General features: G+C 72.4%; 19 protein-coding genes. 14 read left to right on the top strand and 5 right to left on the bottom strand.

Translation table 11 applies throughout. The features are described from left to right. Positions 1–179 precede the first annotated feature (179 nt). The 4 genes from ACFZCY_RS16015 to ACFZCY_RS16000 form a co-directional block, all read right to left on the bottom strand. A complete protein-coding gene (locus ACFZCY_RS16015; RefSeq protein ID WP_391173106.1) occupies positions 180–845 on the bottom strand; it encodes a CBS domain-containing protein in 666 nt (221 codons plus the stop codon). Between the two features lie 49 nt (positions 846–894). Continuing rightward, the gene (locus ACFZCY_RS16010; RefSeq protein WP_391173103.1) at positions 895–1,968 is read right to left on the bottom strand and encodes an alcohol dehydrogenase catalytic domain-containing protein; all 1,074 of its coding nucleotides are present in this window, start codon (positions 1,966–1,968) and stop codon (positions 895–897) included. A 277-nt stretch (positions 1,969–2,245) separates the two neighbouring features. After that, positions 2,246–3,154 (bottom strand): universal stress protein, encoded by a 909-nt coding sequence (locus tag ACFZCY_RS16005; protein WP_391173099.1) that lies wholly within the window; start codon positions 3,152–3,154, stop codon positions 2,246–2,248. Then, complete coding sequence (locus tag ACFZCY_RS16000) at positions 3,154–3,801, bottom strand: CBS domain-containing protein (protein ID WP_391173096.1); 648 nt, start codon at positions 3,799–3,801, stop codon at positions 3,154–3,156. The genes ACFZCY_RS16005 and ACFZCY_RS16000 overlap by 1 nt, the downstream gene beginning before the upstream one ends. Before the next feature lie 154 nt (positions 3,802–3,955). On the opposite strand from ACFZCY_RS16000, the gene ACFZCY_RS15995 reads away from it, so the two are divergent. Next, the gene (locus ACFZCY_RS15995) at positions 3,956–6,385 is read left to right on the top strand and encodes a phosphoketolase (protein WP_391173093.1); all 2,430 of its coding nucleotides are present in this window, start codon (positions 3,956–3,958) and stop codon (positions 6,383–6,385) included. Here ACFZCY_RS15995 and ACFZCY_RS15990 read toward each other — a convergent pair. Further along, positions 6,382–7,671, bottom strand: coding sequence for an FAD-binding protein (locus tag ACFZCY_RS15990; RefSeq protein WP_391173089.1), 1,290 nt, complete (start codon positions 7,669–7,671; stop codon positions 6,382–6,384). The two genes, ACFZCY_RS15995 and ACFZCY_RS15990, sit on opposite strands and share 4 nt — an antisense overlap. Before the next feature lie 223 nt (positions 7,672–7,894). Between ACFZCY_RS15990 and ACFZCY_RS15985 the strand changes: the two genes are divergently transcribed. The 13 genes from ACFZCY_RS15985 to ACFZCY_RS15925 all read left to right on the top strand — a co-directional run bounded on the left by ACFZCY_RS15985 (position 7,895) and on the right by ACFZCY_RS15925 (position 16,743). Then, positions 7,895–8,752 (top strand): MIP family channel protein, encoded by an 858-nt coding sequence (locus tag ACFZCY_RS15985; protein ID WP_391173086.1) that lies wholly within the window; start codon positions 7,895–7,897, stop codon positions 8,750–8,752. A gap of 59 nt (positions 8,753–8,811) precedes the next feature. Beyond that, positions 8,812–10,329 (top strand): glycerol kinase GlpK, encoded by a 1,518-nt coding sequence (gene glpK / locus ACFZCY_RS15980; protein WP_391173083.1) that lies wholly within the window; start codon positions 8,812–8,814, stop codon positions 10,327–10,329. A gap of 113 nt (positions 10,330–10,442) precedes the next feature. Further along, the gene (locus ACFZCY_RS15975) at positions 10,443–11,006 is read left to right on the top strand and encodes a hypothetical protein (protein ID WP_391173081.1); all 564 of its coding nucleotides are present in this window, start codon (positions 10,443–10,445) and stop codon (positions 11,004–11,006) included. Continuing rightward, positions 11,006–11,941 (top strand): SRPBCC family protein, encoded by a 936-nt coding sequence (locus ACFZCY_RS15970; RefSeq protein WP_391173079.1) that lies wholly within the window; start codon positions 11,006–11,008, stop codon positions 11,939–11,941. Before ACFZCY_RS15975 ends, ACFZCY_RS15970 begins: the two co-directional genes overlap by 1 nt. A 27-nt stretch (positions 11,942–11,968) precedes the next feature. Beyond that, positions 11,969–12,421, top strand: coding sequence for a gas vesicle protein GvpJ (gene gvpJ, locus ACFZCY_RS15965; protein ID WP_391173077.1), 453 nt, complete (start codon positions 11,969–11,971; stop codon positions 12,419–12,421). After that, positions 12,421–13,203, top strand: coding sequence for a GvpL/GvpF family gas vesicle protein (locus ACFZCY_RS15960; RefSeq protein WP_391173074.1), 783 nt, complete (start codon positions 12,421–12,423; stop codon positions 13,201–13,203). The genes gvpJ and ACFZCY_RS15960 overlap by 1 nt, the downstream gene beginning before the upstream one ends. Positions 13,204–13,205: 2 nt before the next feature. Continuing rightward, the gene (locus ACFZCY_RS15955) at positions 13,206–13,457 is read left to right on the top strand and encodes a gas vesicle protein GvpG (protein ID WP_361484542.1); all 252 of its coding nucleotides are present in this window, start codon (positions 13,206–13,208) and stop codon (positions 13,455–13,457) included. A 3-nt stretch (positions 13,458–13,460) separates the two neighbouring features. Further along, positions 13,461–13,928, top strand: a complete 468-nt coding sequence (gene gvpO / locus ACFZCY_RS15950; RefSeq protein ID WP_391173071.1) for a gas vesicle protein GvpO — start codon at positions 13,461–13,463, stop codon at positions 13,926–13,928. After that, positions 13,925–14,308, top strand: coding sequence for a gas vesicle protein GvpJ (locus tag ACFZCY_RS15945; protein WP_391173068.1), 384 nt, complete (start codon positions 13,925–13,927; stop codon positions 14,306–14,308). Before gvpO ends, ACFZCY_RS15945 begins: the two co-directional genes overlap by 4 nt. Beyond that, positions 14,305–15,099 (top strand): GvpL/GvpF family gas vesicle protein, encoded by a 795-nt coding sequence (locus ACFZCY_RS15940; RefSeq protein ID WP_391173065.1) that lies wholly within the window; start codon positions 14,305–14,307, stop codon positions 15,097–15,099. Before ACFZCY_RS15945 ends, ACFZCY_RS15940 begins: the two co-directional genes overlap by 4 nt. After that, a complete protein-coding gene (locus tag ACFZCY_RS15935; protein ID WP_055551642.1) occupies positions 15,096–15,287 on the top strand; it encodes a gas vesicle protein in 192 nt (63 codons plus the stop codon). Before ACFZCY_RS15940 ends, ACFZCY_RS15935 begins: the two co-directional genes overlap by 4 nt. After that, entirely contained in the window at positions 15,265–15,609 is a 345-nt protein-coding gene (locus tag ACFZCY_RS15930; RefSeq protein ID WP_391173062.1) for a gas vesicle protein GvpK, read from the top strand. Before ACFZCY_RS15935 ends, ACFZCY_RS15930 begins: the two co-directional genes overlap by 23 nt. 42 nt (positions 15,610–15,651) lie before the next feature. After that, positions 15,652–16,743, top strand: coding sequence for a DUF5937 family protein (locus ACFZCY_RS15925; RefSeq protein ID WP_391173060.1), 1,092 nt, complete (start codon positions 15,652–15,654; stop codon positions 16,741–16,743).

Genomic DNA, 16,743 nt, shown 5'->3' with positions numbered 1-16,743 from the left:
TGACATCAGCCGCTGCCGCGGCGGGCGGCACCTCGCGGCCCCGCGCTCGTCGCTCCCCCAGCTACCGCTGGGAGGTGCCCCCTGCACCAGACGCCGCTCGCTGATCCGGCCTGATCGACAAGACACCCCCTGGCAGCCGCCACCCCCGTGGGGCCGGTGGCGCTCGGGCCGGGTGCCGGTCAGGCCGGTGGCCCCGTCAGATGCGCGGTGCTCAGCTGGTTGTCGAAGTCCACGACGCCCTCGACCGCCCGGATCAGCCGGGCCGCGGCCGGGATCAGCACGGCGTCCCGGACATGTCCGGCGAGGGTGACCACGCCCTCGCTCACTCGCACCTCGACCGCTTGCCCGGGCGACGGGAAGAGGTGGGCCACCACCTCGCGGCGCACCTCCTCCTCGATCTCCTCGTCCGGCCGCAGGAACACCTTCAGCAGGTCGGCGCGGCTGACGATGCCCTCCAGGCGGCCCTCGTCGTCGACCACGGGAAGCCGCTTGACCCGCTTGTGGGTCATGATCCGGGCCGCCTCGGCGAGCGTCGCGTTGGCGTGCACCGTGATGGCCGGGGTCGTCATCAGCTCATCGGCGCTCACCGCCCCCGCCTTGGCGATGCCGGGCAGGTCGCGCAGCTGGGCCAGCCGCGCCGGGTCGCTGTCCCGGAACTCCTCCTTGGGCAGCAGATCCGCCTCGGACACCACCCCGATGACCCGGCCCTCACCCGCCAGCACCGGCAGGGCGCTCACCTTCCACTGCTCCAGCGTCCTGACGATCTCCTTGAACGGCGCCTCGAGGCCGACGGCGACGACGGTATGGGTCATCACATCGCTCACGATGCGCGCGGTCCGGGACACGGGATCCTCCTGTCAGCTCGTCGGCGCGCGGCACCCCGCACCCGTCCGTTCACTTGCCCCGGTCCCGGGTGACCAGCGGCGGATGGTGCCCGCCGATCGCTACCTTGAGCGCGCCGGTGTCGGTGGACCGGGCGAACACGTCGTACGCCTCCTCCATCTGGTCGAGCTCGAACAGGTGGGTGATGAGCGAGGACGTGGGGAGCCGCCCCGCGGCCAGCATGGACAGCAGCGTGGGCGTGGAGTACGTGTCGACCAGCCCGGTGGTGATCGTGATGTTCTTCTCCCACAGCTCTTCCAGGTGCAGCGTCGCGGGCCGGGCGTGCACGCCGACGTTGGCGACCCGTCCGCCCGGGCGCACCATGCGGGTGCAGATCTCGAAGCTCCGCGGCGTCCCCACGGCCTCGATCACCACATCGGCGCCCAGCCCGTCGGTGAGGTCGCCGATCAGCCGCTCGGGCTCCTCCGCGGCGTCGGCCACCGCGTCGGCGCCGACCTGCTTGGCCGCGTCGAGCCGGGAGGTGGCGAGGTCGACGGCGATGATCCGGCCGGGGGAGAAGAACTCGGCGGTCGCGATCGCGGCGAGCCCGACCGGGCCCGCGCCGACCACCGCCACCGTGTCGCCCGGCGCGACCCGCCCGTTGAGCACCCCCACCTCGTAGGCGGTGGGGAAGACGTCCGCCAGCAGCACCGCGTACTGCGCCTCGGCCGCGGCGGGCAGCGGATGCGTCGACAGATCGGCGAACGGCACCCGGACGTACTCGGCCTGGGTGCCGTGGATCGAACGCCCCAGGATCCAGCCCCCGCCGCCACGGCACTGCCCGTACGCCCGCTCCCGGCAGAACCGGCAGTGGCCGCAGGCGGAGATGCACGAGACCAGCACCCGGTCCCCGGGGCGTACGCCGCGCACCTCGTCGCCGGTCTCGACCACCTCGCCGACGGCCTCGTGGCCGAGAACCGTACCGGGCCGCACATCCGGCACCTCGCCCTTGAGGATGTGCAGATCGGTGCCGCAGATGGTGACCGTGTCGATGCGGACGATGGCGTCGGTGGCGTCCTCGATGCCGGGGTCGGGCACGTCCTGCCAGGAGAACAGCCCGGGCCCCTGGAAGACGAGTGCTTTCATGACCGCTTCCTCTCGTGCGGGGCATGGCGGGTTGTGCGATGCGTACGGTACGCGCGCCGCGTCACGGGGCACGCGGCGCCGGGGGCCGCCCGCTTCTCGTGGGCCCGGATTGCGCGGTGCGCGGTACCCGGCACGTGGCGCTTGACCGGTCCGCTTCTCCGCGTCGTATCGAATGCCCCCGGTGCCGCTTCCAGGCGACCACGCCGGGGGTACCCGCCGCCTAGGGCCGACCGGCCCCGGCCCAGGTCATCCGGCCCAACCGGCCGCCGGAGACCCCCTAGCCCACCGGCACCAGCACCACCGGGCAGTGCGCGTGGTGCAGCACCGCGTGGGTGACCGGGCCCAGCTGCATGCCCAGGCGCGCGGTGCGCCGTTGCACCGCCAGGACCAGGACGTCCGCCGCCCGCGACGCCTCCACCAGGGCCTGGGCCGGTGCGCTGTGCGCCGTGTGCTCCTGCACCCGCACCTGCCCGAACTCCTCGCGCAGCGCGGCCACCACGCGGTACGTCACCTCCTGCTCCCGCTCCGCCCGCAGGGCCACCGCCTCCCGCGAGGGCAGCATGTGGTCGCCCGCGAAGAGCCGGGGGCGGGCCCAGGCGTACAGCACGCGCAGCCGCGCACCGCGCCGTATCGCGTCCTCGAACCCGTACCGGGCCGCCACCTCGTCCGCGCCGCTCTCCACCCCGACCAGCACCTTGCCGTGGCCCTCGGGCCCGTACGCGGGCGCCGGTGCGTCGCCGCGCACCACCAGCAGCGGGCGATGGGTGTGGGCGGCCAGCCGCAGCCCGACCGAGCCCAGCAGCAGCCCGGTGAAGCCGCCGAGCCCGCGGGTGCCGATGACGATGAGCGAGGCGCGCTCGCCGATCCGCAGCAGCTCGGGCACCGCGTCCTGCGGAGTGAGGGTGGGGACCACCCGCAGCTCCGGGTCCTGCTCGGCGACCCGTGCCATGGCCAGCCGCAGCACGGTCCGGGCGACCTCGACCGGGGGCCGCCGCGGTTCGGCGTCCGCGTCGAAGGCGAGCGGATCGGTGCGCGCCCAGGGCCAGGCGTGCACGATCTCCAGCGTGGCGCCGCGCCGCCGCGCCTCGCCGACCGCCCGGTCCAGGGCCTGCCAGGCGCTGCCGGAGCCGTCCAGACCGACCACGACCCGGCCGCCGTCACGCCTCGGCCGTACGGGTTCGGCCATCACGCCCCACCTCCGGGCGCACCGCCCGAGGGGGCCGCCGGGCGGAAGTCGTCGACGCGGTAGGTGAGCCGGTCCACGACCGCCACCACCCCGTCCACCTGCCCGGCCATCCGCACCGCGATCGGGATCTCGCTGTGCCGGTCCAGCTCCCCTTCCAGCCGTACGACGCCGTCGGTGACGGTCACCGCGACGGACTGCGGCCGGAGCCACAGCGACCGCACCAGCACCTCGTCGATGACCTCCGCGCGGATCTCGTGGTCCGGGCGGAGGAAGACGCGGAGCAGATCGCGGCGGGTGACGATGCCGATCAGCCGGTCCTCCTCGTCGACGACGGGCAGCCGCTCCACGCGGTGGCGCGCCATGGAGCGCGCGGCGTCGACGATGGTGTCCTGCGGGCGCACGGTGACGGCGGGCCGCGACATCAGCTGCCCGGCCGCCACGGCACCGTCCGCCTCATCGGCCCGATCGGCCCGCCCGGCCAGATCGGTTCCGGTGATCACGCCGACGACCTTGTCGTCCTCGTCCACCACCGGCAGCCCGCCGATCCGGTGCCGCCTCAGCAGCACACCGACCTCCTCGGACGAGGCCGCGTGGCCGACCCGCACGACGTCGTCGCTCATCACGTTGCCGATCTTGCGATGCTTCATCCCCGCCTCCTCGCGGACCAGCCTCCACCGGCCGCCCGCCCGTCCACTTGGGCTGCCCGGGGTCGAGTCCGGGTCGAACGGCCCGGTCCGGCCGTGACCCGACCGGCAAAACGGGTACGCATCGCCCATACAGGACGAGTGGAGAGAGAGGCCCATGCCCGACGCAGCGAGGACGGCGCCGAACGGCCCCACCGCCCCCACCGATCACACCGACCCGGCCGACCCTTCCGAGCACGAAGTGCACGCCCTGGACGCCCACTGGCGCGCCGCGAACTACCTCGCGGCCGGCCAGATCTATCTGCTCTCCAACCCCCTGCTGACCGAACCGCTGCGCCCCGAGCACATCAAGCCGCGGCTGCTCGGCCACTGGGGCACCTCACCCGGCCTGAACCTCGTCCACACCCACCTCGGCCGGGTCATCAAGGCCCGCGACCTGGACGCGATCTGCGTCTGGGGCCCCGGCCACGGCGGGCCCGCGGTGCTCGCCGGGTCCTGGCTGGACGGCAGTTATACGGACGTCTATCCGGACGTGAGCCGGGACGCGGAGGGCATGGCCCGGCTCTTCCGCCAGTTCTCCTTCCCCGGCGGGGTGCCCAGCCATGTCGCCCCGGAGACCCCCGGCTCCATCCACGAGGGCGGTGAGCTGGGCTATTCCCTGGCGCACGCCTACGGCGCCGCGCTCGACAACCCCGATCTGCTGGCCGTCTGCGTCATCGGCGACGGGGAGGCCGAGACCGGGCCGCTGGCCGGCTCCTGGCACGCCAACAAATTCCTCGACCCGGTGCACGACGGCGCCGTGCTGCCGATCCTCCACCTCAACGGCTACAAGATCGCGAACCCGACGGTGCTCGCCCGGCTCCCCGAAGCGGAGCTGGACGATCTGCTCCGCGGCTACGGCCATGAGCCGATCCATGTCGCGGCGCGGCCCGGGGACGATCCGCTGCGGACGCACCGGGCGCTGGCCCGGGCCATGGACCAGGCGCTCGACCGGATCGCGCTCCTGCAGCGCACCGCCCGCGAGGAGGACGCCGTCGAGCGCCCGCGCTGGCCGGTGATCGTGCTCCGTACGCCCAAGGGCTGGACCGGCCCGGCCGAGGTCGACGGCCTGCCCGTCGAGGACACCTGGCGCGCCCACCAGGTGCCGCTGCCCGGCGTCCGGGAGAACCCGGAGCATCTGCGGCTGCTGGAGCGGTGGCTGCGCTCGTACCGCCCCGAGGAGCTGTTCGACGACCGGGGACGCCCGCGCCCGCAGGTCCTCGCCTGCGTGCCCGGGGGCGACCGGCGGCTGGGCGCCAATCCGCACGCCAACGGCGGACTGCTGCTGCGCGATCTGCCCGTGCCCGACCTGGCGCGGTACGCGGTGCACGTCGACAAGCCCGGCGTCACCCTGCACGAGCCGACCCGGGTCCTCGGCGGGCTGCTGGAGCAGATCATGGAGGACACCGCCGACCGCCGGAACTTCCGCCTCGTCGGCCCCGACGAAACTTCCTCCAACCGGCTCGACGCCGTCTACCGGGCCACCGGCAAGACGTGGCAGGAGGACATCCTCGTCACCGACGAGCATCTGAACCGGCACGGCCGGGTCATGGAGGTCCTCTCCGAACACCTCTGCCAGGGGTGGCTGGAGGGCTATCTGCTCACCGGACGGCACGGCCTGTTCTCCTGCTACGAGGCGTTCGTGCACATCGTCGACTCCATGGTCAACCAGCACATCAAATGGCTGAAGGTGTCCCGCGACCTGCCGTGGCGGCGGCCCATCGCCTCCCTCAACTACCTGCTGACCTCCCATGTGTGGCGGCAGGACCACAACGGTTTCTCGCACCAGGACCCCGGCTTCGTCGACCATGTGCTCAACAAGAGCCCCCAGGCCGTACGGGTCTATCTGCCGCCGGACGCCAACACCCTGCTGTGCGTGGCCGACCACGTGCTGCGCAGCCGCGACTACGTCAACGTCGTCGTCGCGGGCAAACAGCCCTGCTTCGACTGGCTCGACCTCGACCAGGCCCGCGTCCACTGCGCCCGCGGCGCCGGGAGCTGGGACTGGGCGGGTACGGAGACCGGCGCGGGCGAGCCCGATGTGGTGCTGGCCGCCGCGGGCGACGTGCCCACGCAGGAGGTGCTGGCGGCCGCCGGGATCCTCCGCCGCCATCTGCCCGACGTGGCCGTGCGCGTGGTCAACGTCGTCGACATGACCCGGCTGCTGCCCCAGGACGCGCATCCGCACGGGATGCCGGACGCCGAGTTCGACGCCCTGTTCACCCGCGACCGGCCGGTCGTCTTCGCCTACCACGGCTATCCGTGGCTGGTGCACCGGCTGGCCTACCGGCGCGCCGTCCACCCGCATCTGCATGTGCGCGGCTACCACGAGGCGGGCACCACCACCACGCCGTTCGACATGGTGGTCCGCAACGACCTGGACCGCTACCGCCTGGTCATGGACGTCATCGACCGCACCCCGGGGCTCGCGGTGCGCGCCGTGTCCGTACGGCAGCGGATGCAGGACGCCCGCACCCGCCACCACCAGTGGATCCGCGACCACGGCACCGACCTGCCCGAGGTCGCCGAGTGGTCCTGGACCGGTTAGGCGTCGGCTCGCCAGGCGTCCGCCGGGAAGTAGCCGTCCAGGAAGGCGTTGCGGAACTTCCCGGCGGGGTCGTGGTCGGCCAGCAGCCGCCCGAAGTCGGCGGCCCGCTCGTACGAGGCGACGATCCGCTCGGGAGCCGCCGCCGTGAGCTTGCCCCAGTGCGGCCGCGCCCCCAGGGGCAGCAGCAGCTCCTCCATCGCGGCCACCACCTCGATGACCGCGGCGTGGTCCGGCACCCAGGTGAAGTGCAGGGCCACGCAGTCCCTGCCGTACGCGGGGCTCAGCCACAGGTCGTCCGCCGCGACCGTGCGGACCTCGGAGACCTGGACCACGGGCGCGATCCGGTCCCCGAGGCCGCGCAGCGCCGCGAAGGCCTCGGTGGCCGCGGCGCGCGGCAGGATCAGCTCCGACTGCAGCTCGTCGCCGTTGCTGGGCGTGAAGTCCGGCCGGAAGTGCGGCAGCCGCTCGTGCCAGGGCCCGGGCGAGCCCAGCTGCTCGGTGCAGTGCAGCGGTGGCATCGCGGGCACCGGATGGTGGTGGCGGTCGGCCGGACGGGCGCCCAGCCACGGCTGGCCCGGCTCCGGCGGGCCCGGCAGGTCCGTACGGCACTTCAGCCACACCACGCCCTCGTCCGCGTGCCAGTCGGTGAAGACGCTGACGCTGTACGCGGCGGCGAAGATCTCGTCGAAGCTGTCGGCCAGCCGGTCCAGCGGCAGCCCGGTCCACACCCACTGCGCCACCTCGTACGCGGGCTCGATGTCCAGGGTCATCGCGGTGACGACGCCCAGCCCGCCGAGCCCGACCACCGCACCGGACAGCCGGTCGGCCTCGCTGTCCCGGCGCAGCCGCGTCACATCGCCCTCCGGGCCCACGATCTCCAGACCTTCCACCGACGCGGCCAGACAGCGCTGCACATTGCCGGAGCCATGGGTGGCGGTGGCGCAGGCCCCGGCGACCGTGATGTGCGGCAGGGAGGCGAGGTTGGCCAGGGCGTAGCCCGCCACGTGCAGTTCCTCGGCCACCTGGGCGTAGCGCATGCCCGCGGCGATGGTGGCCGTCGCGCCGTCGGGGGCGATCTCGACCCGGTGCGGCAGCCGCTCCAGGGACACCAGATCGCCGTCGGTGTCGGCGATGCGGTTGAAGGAGTGGCCGGTGCCCAGCACCCGGACCCGGTCGGCGGAGCCGACGATCCGCCGCAGTTCGCCGAGCGAGGCCGGGCGGTGCAGCCGGGCCGCTCCGAAGGTGATGTTCCCTGCCCAGTTGGTGGTGGCTCCGGTGGTCAGCATCCACACTCCTGTTTCGTGCTGGGGGGCTGGGCCCGCGCCGGGCCTGGGGTGATGTGGCAAGGACCTTGGTACAGGCCCGCCCCCTGATCCGTACAGACCGCCGTGCCGCCACCCGATGTGACCCGGACGGAGCAGCAGGACGGGCCACCGGGCCGGGGCGGCGCACACGATGGTGCGAACGCGATCGGTACCGCCGCTCGCACACCGCTGGAGAGGGGCGGCCATGGCGGAGGAGAAGGACACCGGCACCCGGGGCGGCGTTTTCGGCGAGCTGTGCGCGGAGTTCGCCGGAACCATGGTTCTCATTCTCTTCGGCTGCGGTGTGGTGGCCCAGGTGGTGGCGGCCGGGGCGCTCACCAAGCCTCCGGGCGCGCTCGGCGACCACGACTCCATCGCCTGGGGCTGGGGGCTCGGCGTGACCCTCGGCGTGTACGTGGCGGCGCGGCTCAGCGGCGCGCACATCAACCCGGCAGTCACCCTCTCCCTGGCGGTCTTCAAGGGCTTCCCCTGGCGCAAGGTGCTGCCGTACATCGTGGCCCAGACGCTCGGCGCGTTCGTCGCGGCCCTGCTGGTGCGCTGGAACTACACCGAGGTGCTGGCGGCGGCCGACCCCAAGCACACCTTCAAGACCCAGTTCGTGTTCTCCACCCTCCCCGGCAACGGGGTGCTGCCGGTCAGCGAATGGGGCGCGCTGCGTGACCAGATCATCGGCACCGCGATCCTGGTCCTGCTGATCTTCGCCCTCACCGACCTCCTGAACGACCCGCCGAAGGCCAACCTGGCGCCGTTCATCATCGGCCTGGTCGTGGTGGCGATCGGCATGGCGTGGGGCGCCGACGCCGGATACGCCATCAACCCGGCCCGTGACTTCGGGCCCCGGCTCGCCAGCTTCATCACCGGCTATCACACCGCCTGGCGGGACCAGTACGGAAACTTCTACTTCTGGGTGCCGATCGTCGGCCCGCTGGTCGGCGGACTCGTCGGCGCCGCCCTCTACAAGGTCCTGGTCAGCCGGTTCCTCCCGCTGGCCGGACCGCAGGAGGTGGGACGCATCCCGGCCCCCGAGGGCCCCGAGAGCTGAGCCGGGCGGCACGCGGTCACGACAAGGGGCGGCCACCAGCGGCCACCAGAGGAGGCAGGATGCCGGACTTCGTCGGTGCCGTGGACCAGGGGACCACCAGCACCCGCTTCATGATCTTCGACCACGACGGCGGCGAGGTGGCGCGGTACCAGCTCGAACACCACCAGCTGCTGCCCCGCGCGGGCTGGGTCGAGCACGATCCGGTGGAGATCTGGGAGCGCACCAACTCCGTCATGCAGAACGCCCTGCGCAGCGGTGGGCTCTCACCCACCGACCTGGCCGCGATCGGCATCACCAACCAGCGCGAGACCACCGTCATCTGGGACCCGCGCGACGGGCGGCCGTACTACAACGCCATCGTGTGGCAGGACACCCGCACCGACACCATCGCCTCCGCCCTCGAGCGCGACGGCCACGGCGAGACCATCCGCCGCAAGGCCGGGCTGCCGCCCGCCACCTACTTCTCCGGCGGCAAGATCAAGTGGATTCTGGAGAACGTCGACGGGGTGCGCGAGGCCGCCGAAGCGGGCCACGCCCTCTTCGGGAACACCGATGCCTGGGTGCTGTGGAACCTCACCGGCGGGCCCTCCGGCGGCATCCACGCCACCGATGTCACCAACGCCAGCCGCACCATGCTGATGAACCTGGAGACCCTCGACTGGGACGACGAACTCCTCGGCATCTTCGGCATCCCGCGCGCCATGCTCCCCGTCATCAACCCCTCCTCCCACCCCGAGGCGTTCGGGCAGGCCCGCACCTCCCGCCCGCTGCGCACCGCCACCCCCATCACCGGTGTCCTCGGCGACCAGCAGGCGGCCACCGTCGGACAGGTGTGCTTCGCGCCCGGCGAGGCCAAGAACACCTACGGCACCGGCAACTTCCTGGTCCTGAACACCGGCTCGGAGCTGGTCCGCTCGAGCAGCGGGCTGCTCACGACCGTGGCGTACCAGTTCGGCGACAACCCCGTCGTCTACGCCCTGGAGGGCTCCATGGCCGTCACCGGCTCGGCCGTCCAGTGGCTGCGGGACCAGATGAAGATCATCGACGACGCCCCGGGCAGCGAACGGCTCGCCCGCACCGTCGAGGACAACGGCGGGGTGTACTTCGTCCCCGCCTTCTCCGGCCTCTTCGCCCCGTACTGGCGCTCCGACGCCCGGGGCGCCATCGTCGGCCTCACCCGCTACAACACGGGCGGCCATCTGGCCCGGGCCACCCTGGAGGCCATCTGCTACCAGAGCCGGGACGTGGTGGAGGCGATGGAACGCGACGCCGGTATCCACCTCGACGTCCTCCGCGTGGACGGCGGTGTCACCGACAACGAGCTGTGCATGCAGATCCAGGCCGATGTCCTCGGCGTCCCGGTCAGCCGCCCCGTCATCGCCGAGACCACCGCCCTGGGCGCCGCCTACGCCGCGGGCCTGGCCACCGGCTTCTGGCGGGACACCGATGAGCTGCGCTCGCACTGGAGCGAATCCCGGCGCTGGGAGCCCCAGTGGAGCGAGGAGCAGCGCGCGGAGGGCTACGCGGGCTGGAAGAAGGCCGTGGAGCGAACGCTGAACTGGGTCCCGGTGGACTGATCCCGCCCCGCCACGAGATCGCAGCCCCTGATGGCCGAATGGGCGAAATGCACCATACTTGGTAAATGAGGCTATATGGGTGTCTCGCCTCGATGGCGGGAGGAGGAGGGATCATGAAGAACGGCCAGGTGGCGCTGGCGTTCACCAGCGGCTATCTCTTCGGGCGTGGCCACAAGGTGGGCTGGGCCCTCACCCTCGCCGGGATGGCGGCAGGCCGGCGCCTCACGTCCGGACACGTCCCGGACGCGGTGCAGGGACTGGCGTCCTCGGAAATCGGGCGGCTGCGCGGCCAGCTGGTGTCCGCGGGACGGTCGGCGGCGCTGTCGGCGGCCAGTCACCGCATGGACGCGCTGAGCGACCGGCTGGAGCAGCGTGCTTCGTCGCTGCGTCCGAACGGCCACGGCCCGGACGGGCAGGCGGCGGACGACGAGGAGCACGAGGGGCGCGGGGACAGGCCGCGCGGTGAGGCGTCCCGCAGGGAGGCGTCCCGCGGCGAGTCGTCGCGTGGCGGATCGCGCGGTTCGTCCCGTGACGAGGAGTCGCGTTCGTCGCGCGGTACGCGTTCCCCGGACGACCGGCAGGATCGCCCCCGGAAGCGCACCGCGCCCCAGGGCGGCCGCGGCGGCGAGGCCAGGAGCAGCAGCAGGGACGACAAGGGCGACAAGGGTGATCGGTGATGGCTGAGGGACCGGACAAGGGGCGCGCGGGCGCACTCGGGACGCTCGCCAAGGAGCTGCCCACCGAGCGGCTGATGAAGGAAGCACAGAACCTGGTCACCGCACTCGGCGAAAAGGCCGTGACCTCGGTGACCCACCTCGGCGACGGCGGGCCCAGCATCCCGGTGAAGCCGCTGGTCAAGGCCGGACTGCACCAGGTCAAGGAGCAGGCCGTGGACAAGGCCAAGGACATCGTTCCCGGGCTCGGCGGCGGCCAGGACGGCGGCAAGGGCGGCGACAAGGACAAGAAGCTCAAGGTCACCAACATCGTCGAGCAGATCGATGTCGGCGCCCCGATCGATCTCACCTACGACCTGTGGACCCAGTTCGAGGACTTCCCCTCCTTCATGAAGAAGGTGGAGGACGTCCAGCAGGAGTCCGAAACCGAAATGGAGTGGAAGGCCCAGGTCTTCTGGTCGCACCGCAAGTGGCGCGCCGAGATCATCGAGCAGGTGCCGGAGAAGCGGATCATCTGGAAGTCGCGCGCCGAGAAGGGCCATGTCAACGGCGCGGTCACCTTCCATGAGCTGGGCCCGGAGCTGACCCGCGTCCTGGTCGTCCTCCAGTACTACCCCCAGGGCTTCTTCGAGCGCACCGGCAACCTCTGGCGCGCCCAGGGCCGCCGGGTCCGGCTGGAGCTGAAGCACTTCCGCCGCCATGCGATGGCCGAGGTGCTGCTGAACCCCGACGAGATCGAGGGCTGGCGCGGGGAGATACGCGACGGCGAGGTCGTGGAGGGGGAGGAGGAGCCCGAGCGGGGCGCCGAGTCCGAACACGACGAGGAAGAACCCGAAGAGGAAGAGCGCGGAGAGCCGGAGGACGAGTACGGCGACGAGGACGCCTACGAGGAGGAGTACGAGGAGGACGAGGAGCCGGCGCGGCCTTCACGGCGCTGACGGATCCCGCCTCCGGAACAGGTGAGCGTGGTGACCGTAGCAAGCCAGCAGAGTCAGTATCTGGACCGGGCCAGTTCGAGTGCCCTGGTCGACGTGGTCGATCTGATCCTGGACAAGGGACTGGTCATCGATGTGTACGTCAGGGTCTCCCTGGTGGGGATCGAGATCCTGACGATCGACGCCCGCATCGTCGTCGCCAGCGTCGACACGTATCTACGGTTCGCCGAGGCGACGAACCGCCTCGACCTCGCCCGCAGCGGTACCGAGACCAAGGGGCTCCCCGGCCTCATGGACGAGATGCAGGAGAGCGGCGGCCGGAAGAAGACCAAGGGCGCCCTGGAAGGCGTCAAGGACACCGTCTCCGACCTGCTGCAGGGCGATGAGAGCGACGAGCGCGAAGAGGCCGAGGCGGGGGAGAGGACGGAATCCGGTGACCGGCCCCGGCGCCGGCGGAGTTCGAGCAGGGAGCGCGAGCGGTGATGGCCGAGGACGGACGTGCCTGCTACGTATACGGGGTCGTTCCGGAGGACCGGAGCGACGACGCGGTGAGGAATCTGGGCGCCGTCGGCGACCCGGAGGCGACGGTGACCCTGGTGCGCCACGGCGGGCAGGCAGCCGTGGTCAGCGAGGTGCCCCTGGACAAGCCGCTGGGGACCCCTGAGGATCTGCGCGTCCACGCCCGGGTGCTGGACACCCTGGCGGCCAGGTCCTCCCCGGTGCTGCCGTTCCGGTTCGGCACGGTGGTGCGCGACACCACCGCGGTGACCGATGAACTGCTCGAAGAGGGGCACGACGACTTCGCGCGCGCCCTCCACCGGCTGCGCGGCCGCTCCCAGTTCACCCTGCGCGCCCGCTATCTGCAGGACGCGGTGCTGCGCGAGGTGCTGGCCGAGCAGCCCGAGGCCGTACGGCTCCGCGAGGAGCTTCAGGGGCTGCCGGAGGAGGCCGGATACGACCAGCGCATCCAGCTGGGACAGCTGGTCATGGACGCCATCGCCGCCAAGCGGGCCGTGGACGCGCTGGAAGTGGAACGCAGGCTGAGCCCGTGCGCGCTCGCCTCGGTGAGTACCGAACCGTCCTCCGCCGAGGGGCTGGTGAACGCCTCCTTCCTGGTCGAGGACGACCGGCGGACGGCCTTCGAGCAGGCCGCCGAGGAGCTGGCCAAGCACTGGAACGGCCGGGTCCGGATCCGCCTGCTCGGGCCCCTGGCCCCCTACGACTTCGTGGCCGACGCGATGAGCCCGGCCAAGGAGGGCGAATAGCCATGGGACTGTTCTCCGGACTGGTCACCTGGCCGCTGGCCCCGGTGCGCGGCCTCGGCTGGATCGCCGAGCAGCTGCACGACGAGGCCCACCGGCAGCTGTACGACCCCGGGGTGATCCAGCAGCGCCTGGAAGAGGTCGCGGAGCAGCGGGAATCCGGAGAGCTGACCGAGGAGGACGCGGCCCGGCAGGAGGACGAACTGGTCCGCCGGCTGATGGCCGGGGGGCCGCCCGGCGGAGGCCTGGAGGTGTGAGCCGTGGTCCGCGAGGATCGGGACGGACGCGACCACGGCGAGGAGCGGGAGCGGCCCCGGCGCGCCCGGCGCCCCGAGGCCGACGACCGGCGCCGCTCCACCGACGACCGCCGCTCAGCCGACGACCGCCGCTCCGCCGACGCCCGGCGTCCCGCCGATGACCGCCGCTCCACCGATGACCGGCGTCCCGCGGCCGACGCCCGGCGTCCCGCGACCACCGCCCGGTCCGCCGCCAGGGGCGCCGCCCGCCAGCTGCGGGAGCTGACCGGGCACGACCCGGAGAGCGTCACCTCGGTCGAGCGCCACGAGGACGGCTGGCTCGTCGGCGTCGAAGTGCTGGAGACCCACCGGATCCCCGACTCCACCGACATCCTCGCCGAGTACCGGGTCGAGGTCGACGACGAGGGCGAACTCGTCTCGTACCGCCGCGCCCGGCGCTACTACCGCGGCAGGTCGGAGGACCGGACATGAGCCAGGGCGCCGAGTGGAACGTGCCGAGCAGGCGCATGGGCGGCCCGCCCGAACCGGCCCGCCGCGAATCGGCGAGCCTGGCCGACATCCTGGAGCGGGTGCTCGACAAGGGCATCGTCATCGCCGGGGACATCCAGATCAACCTGCTGGACATCGAGCTGCTGACCATCAAGATCCGGCTGCTGATCGCCTCCGTGGACCGGGCCAAGGAGATGGGCATCGACTGGTGGGAGCACGACCCCACGCTCTCCTCCGGCGCCCGCGACGTCCTGGACGAGAACGAGCGGCTGCGGCGGCGCGTCGGCGAGCTGGAGTCCGGCCACGACCAGGACCACGACCGGGAACCGGAGCGGGATCGCGGACGGGAGGACGGACCGTGACCGAGGAGGCCCTTGCCACCTGGCTGTACGCGGTGACCGCGGCCCGCGAGGAGAGCGCCGCCCCGCCCGGGCTCACCGGCGTGGCGGACGAACCGGTGCGCCTGGTCGAGGGCGCCGGGCTGGCCGCCGTGGTGGGCTCCGTACCGCTGGCCGACTTCGGCGAGGAGCGGCTGCGCGCCCACCTGGAGGACCTGCCCTGGCTGGAGCGGGCGGCCAGGGCCCACCACCGGGTCATCGGCCGGGCGGCCGGATACGGCCAGGTCATCCCGCTGCGCTTCGCCACGATCTACCACGACGACGGCCGCGTCCGCACGATGCTCCAGGAGCGGCGGGACGACTTCACGGCCACGCTGGCACGGGTGGCCGGACGCACCGAGTGGGGCGTCAAGGCGTACGTCGATCCGCGCGCCTTCCTGCCCGACCCGGACGACGAGGGGCCGTCCGGCGGCGACAGCCCCGGCACCGCCTATCTGCTGCGCCGCCGCGCCCAGCGGGACGACAAGGAGACCGCCCATCTGCGGGCCACCGAGCGCGCGGAGGAGATCCACACCGCGCTCGCCGCGCTGGCCGCCGAGACCGCCGCCCATCCGCCACAGGACGCCCGGCTGGCCGCGTACGAGGGCTGGATGGTGCTCAACAACTCCTATCTGGTGCCGGACGACCGGACGGAGGAGTTCACCGCCGCGGTGACCGGGCTGGGGGAACGGTACCCGGGCGTCGACCTGGAGCTGAGCGGGCCGTGGCCGCCGTACTCGTTCACCGCGCCGCCCGAGCGCGAGGAGGCGTCGTGACCCACGCGATCGAGCGACGCGAGGTGGCCCTGGTCGATCTGCTCGACCGGGTGCTGGCCGGGGGCGTGGTGATCGCCGGGGAGATCACCCTGAGCATCGCCGACATCGATCTGGTGCGCATTTCCCTTCGCGCGCTGATCGCTTCCGTACGGATGGAAGACGAGGATGAGCATCGAGCGCCGCCCTGACGACCGTTCCCCTGCCGGCCGTTCCCCGGGCGACCGTTCCCCTGAGCACCGGCGCCGACTCGAGGTGGACGAGGAGTCGGTGCGCAAGAGCCTGGCCGGTCTCGTGCTGACCATCGTGGAGCTGCTGCGCCAGCTGATGGAACGGCAGGCGCTGCGCCGCGTCGACCAGGGAGGCGTCAGCGACGAGCAGATCGAGAAGCTCGGACTCACGCTGATGGCGCTGGAGAAGAACATGGAGGAGCTGCGGGAACACTTCGGGCTCACCGAGGACGACCTGAACCTGGACCTCGGCCCGCTGGGCCCCCTCCTGCCCCGCGATTGATCGTCGCCCCTGGCCACGTCCGGCTGGCTGTACGCTGCGCGGGTGGGGATCACGCTCAACCTCCGGTCAGCGCGAGCGGCCGACGTCCACGTCGGGCGCTCGCCGCTCGCGGAGCTCATGTCGGTGCTGCACATCCTGGCCGAGCCGGACCACCACCCCGAGGCACAGCGCTGGACGCGCCGCCTCGGCACGACCTTCGACGCGTCGCTCACCCAGGAGATGAGCGCCCTGTCGCCCCTGTGGGCGCGGCTGCGCTGCCGCCTGCTGTTCCCGCTGGCGCTGCCGCTGGACCAGTCCTTCGAGGACGAGCTGCGGCTGCTGGAGAAGCTGCCGCTGGAGGAGTTCACGGAGCTGTGCGCGCAGGGGGTGCTGGGCTTCCGGGAGCGGGTGCCCGACGCGCACAGCCTGCTGAACGACCCGGGCGCCGCCTGCCGCTTCATCACCCAGTGCGAGCGGCGTTCGTTCCGGCGCGGCGAGCTGGCGCACGAGCTGATGGCCTCCCCCGAGGGGATGCGGACCCGGCTGGTCGACTTCCTGGAGCGCTGCGGCACCGCGTTCTTCGCCGCCGAATGGCGCGCGGTGTACGACCGGCTGGAGGCGGCCGTGGTGCGGCTGCGCACCGATGTCCGCAGAAGCGGTCTGGCCGAGGTGCTGGCCGGGCTCAGCCCCACCGCGGTCGTCTCCCAGGGCGGTACGCGGGTGCGCTACGACAAGCTGGCCGTCGCCGAGATCGACATCGGGCCGCGCCCGCTCTTCCTGGTCCCTTCCGTCCATGTCTGGCCGCATCTGACCGTCAAGGACGAGGAATCCCATCCCGTCGTGCTGCAGTTCGCCGCGCTGGAGGGACAGGCCGACGGGCAGCTCACGCAAGCGGAGCTGCGGGCCCGGATGTCGGCGCTGGCCTCGCTCGGCCGGATGGAGCTGTGCCGCCACCTGCTGGGCGAGCCGATCACCACCTCCGAACTGGCCCAGCGGCTCGGCCTGGACGACACCCAGGTCTCGCGCACCCTGCGGCAGCTGCGGGACGCCGGGCTCGTGGAGTCCGAGCGCGAGGGCAAGTACGTGTACCACCGGCTGGCCACCGGCACCCTGCTCCGGCTGGGACAGGACCTGCTGGCCACCATCATGCGCTGA

Source organism: Streptomyces sp. NPDC007983 (assembly GCF_042958345.1).
Classification (GTDB): Bacteria; Actinomycetota; Actinomycetes; order Streptomycetales; family Streptomycetaceae; genus Streptomyces.
Note: the sequence above shows the minus strand (reverse complement) of the source record. Positions and strands in the feature narration are given on the sequence as shown.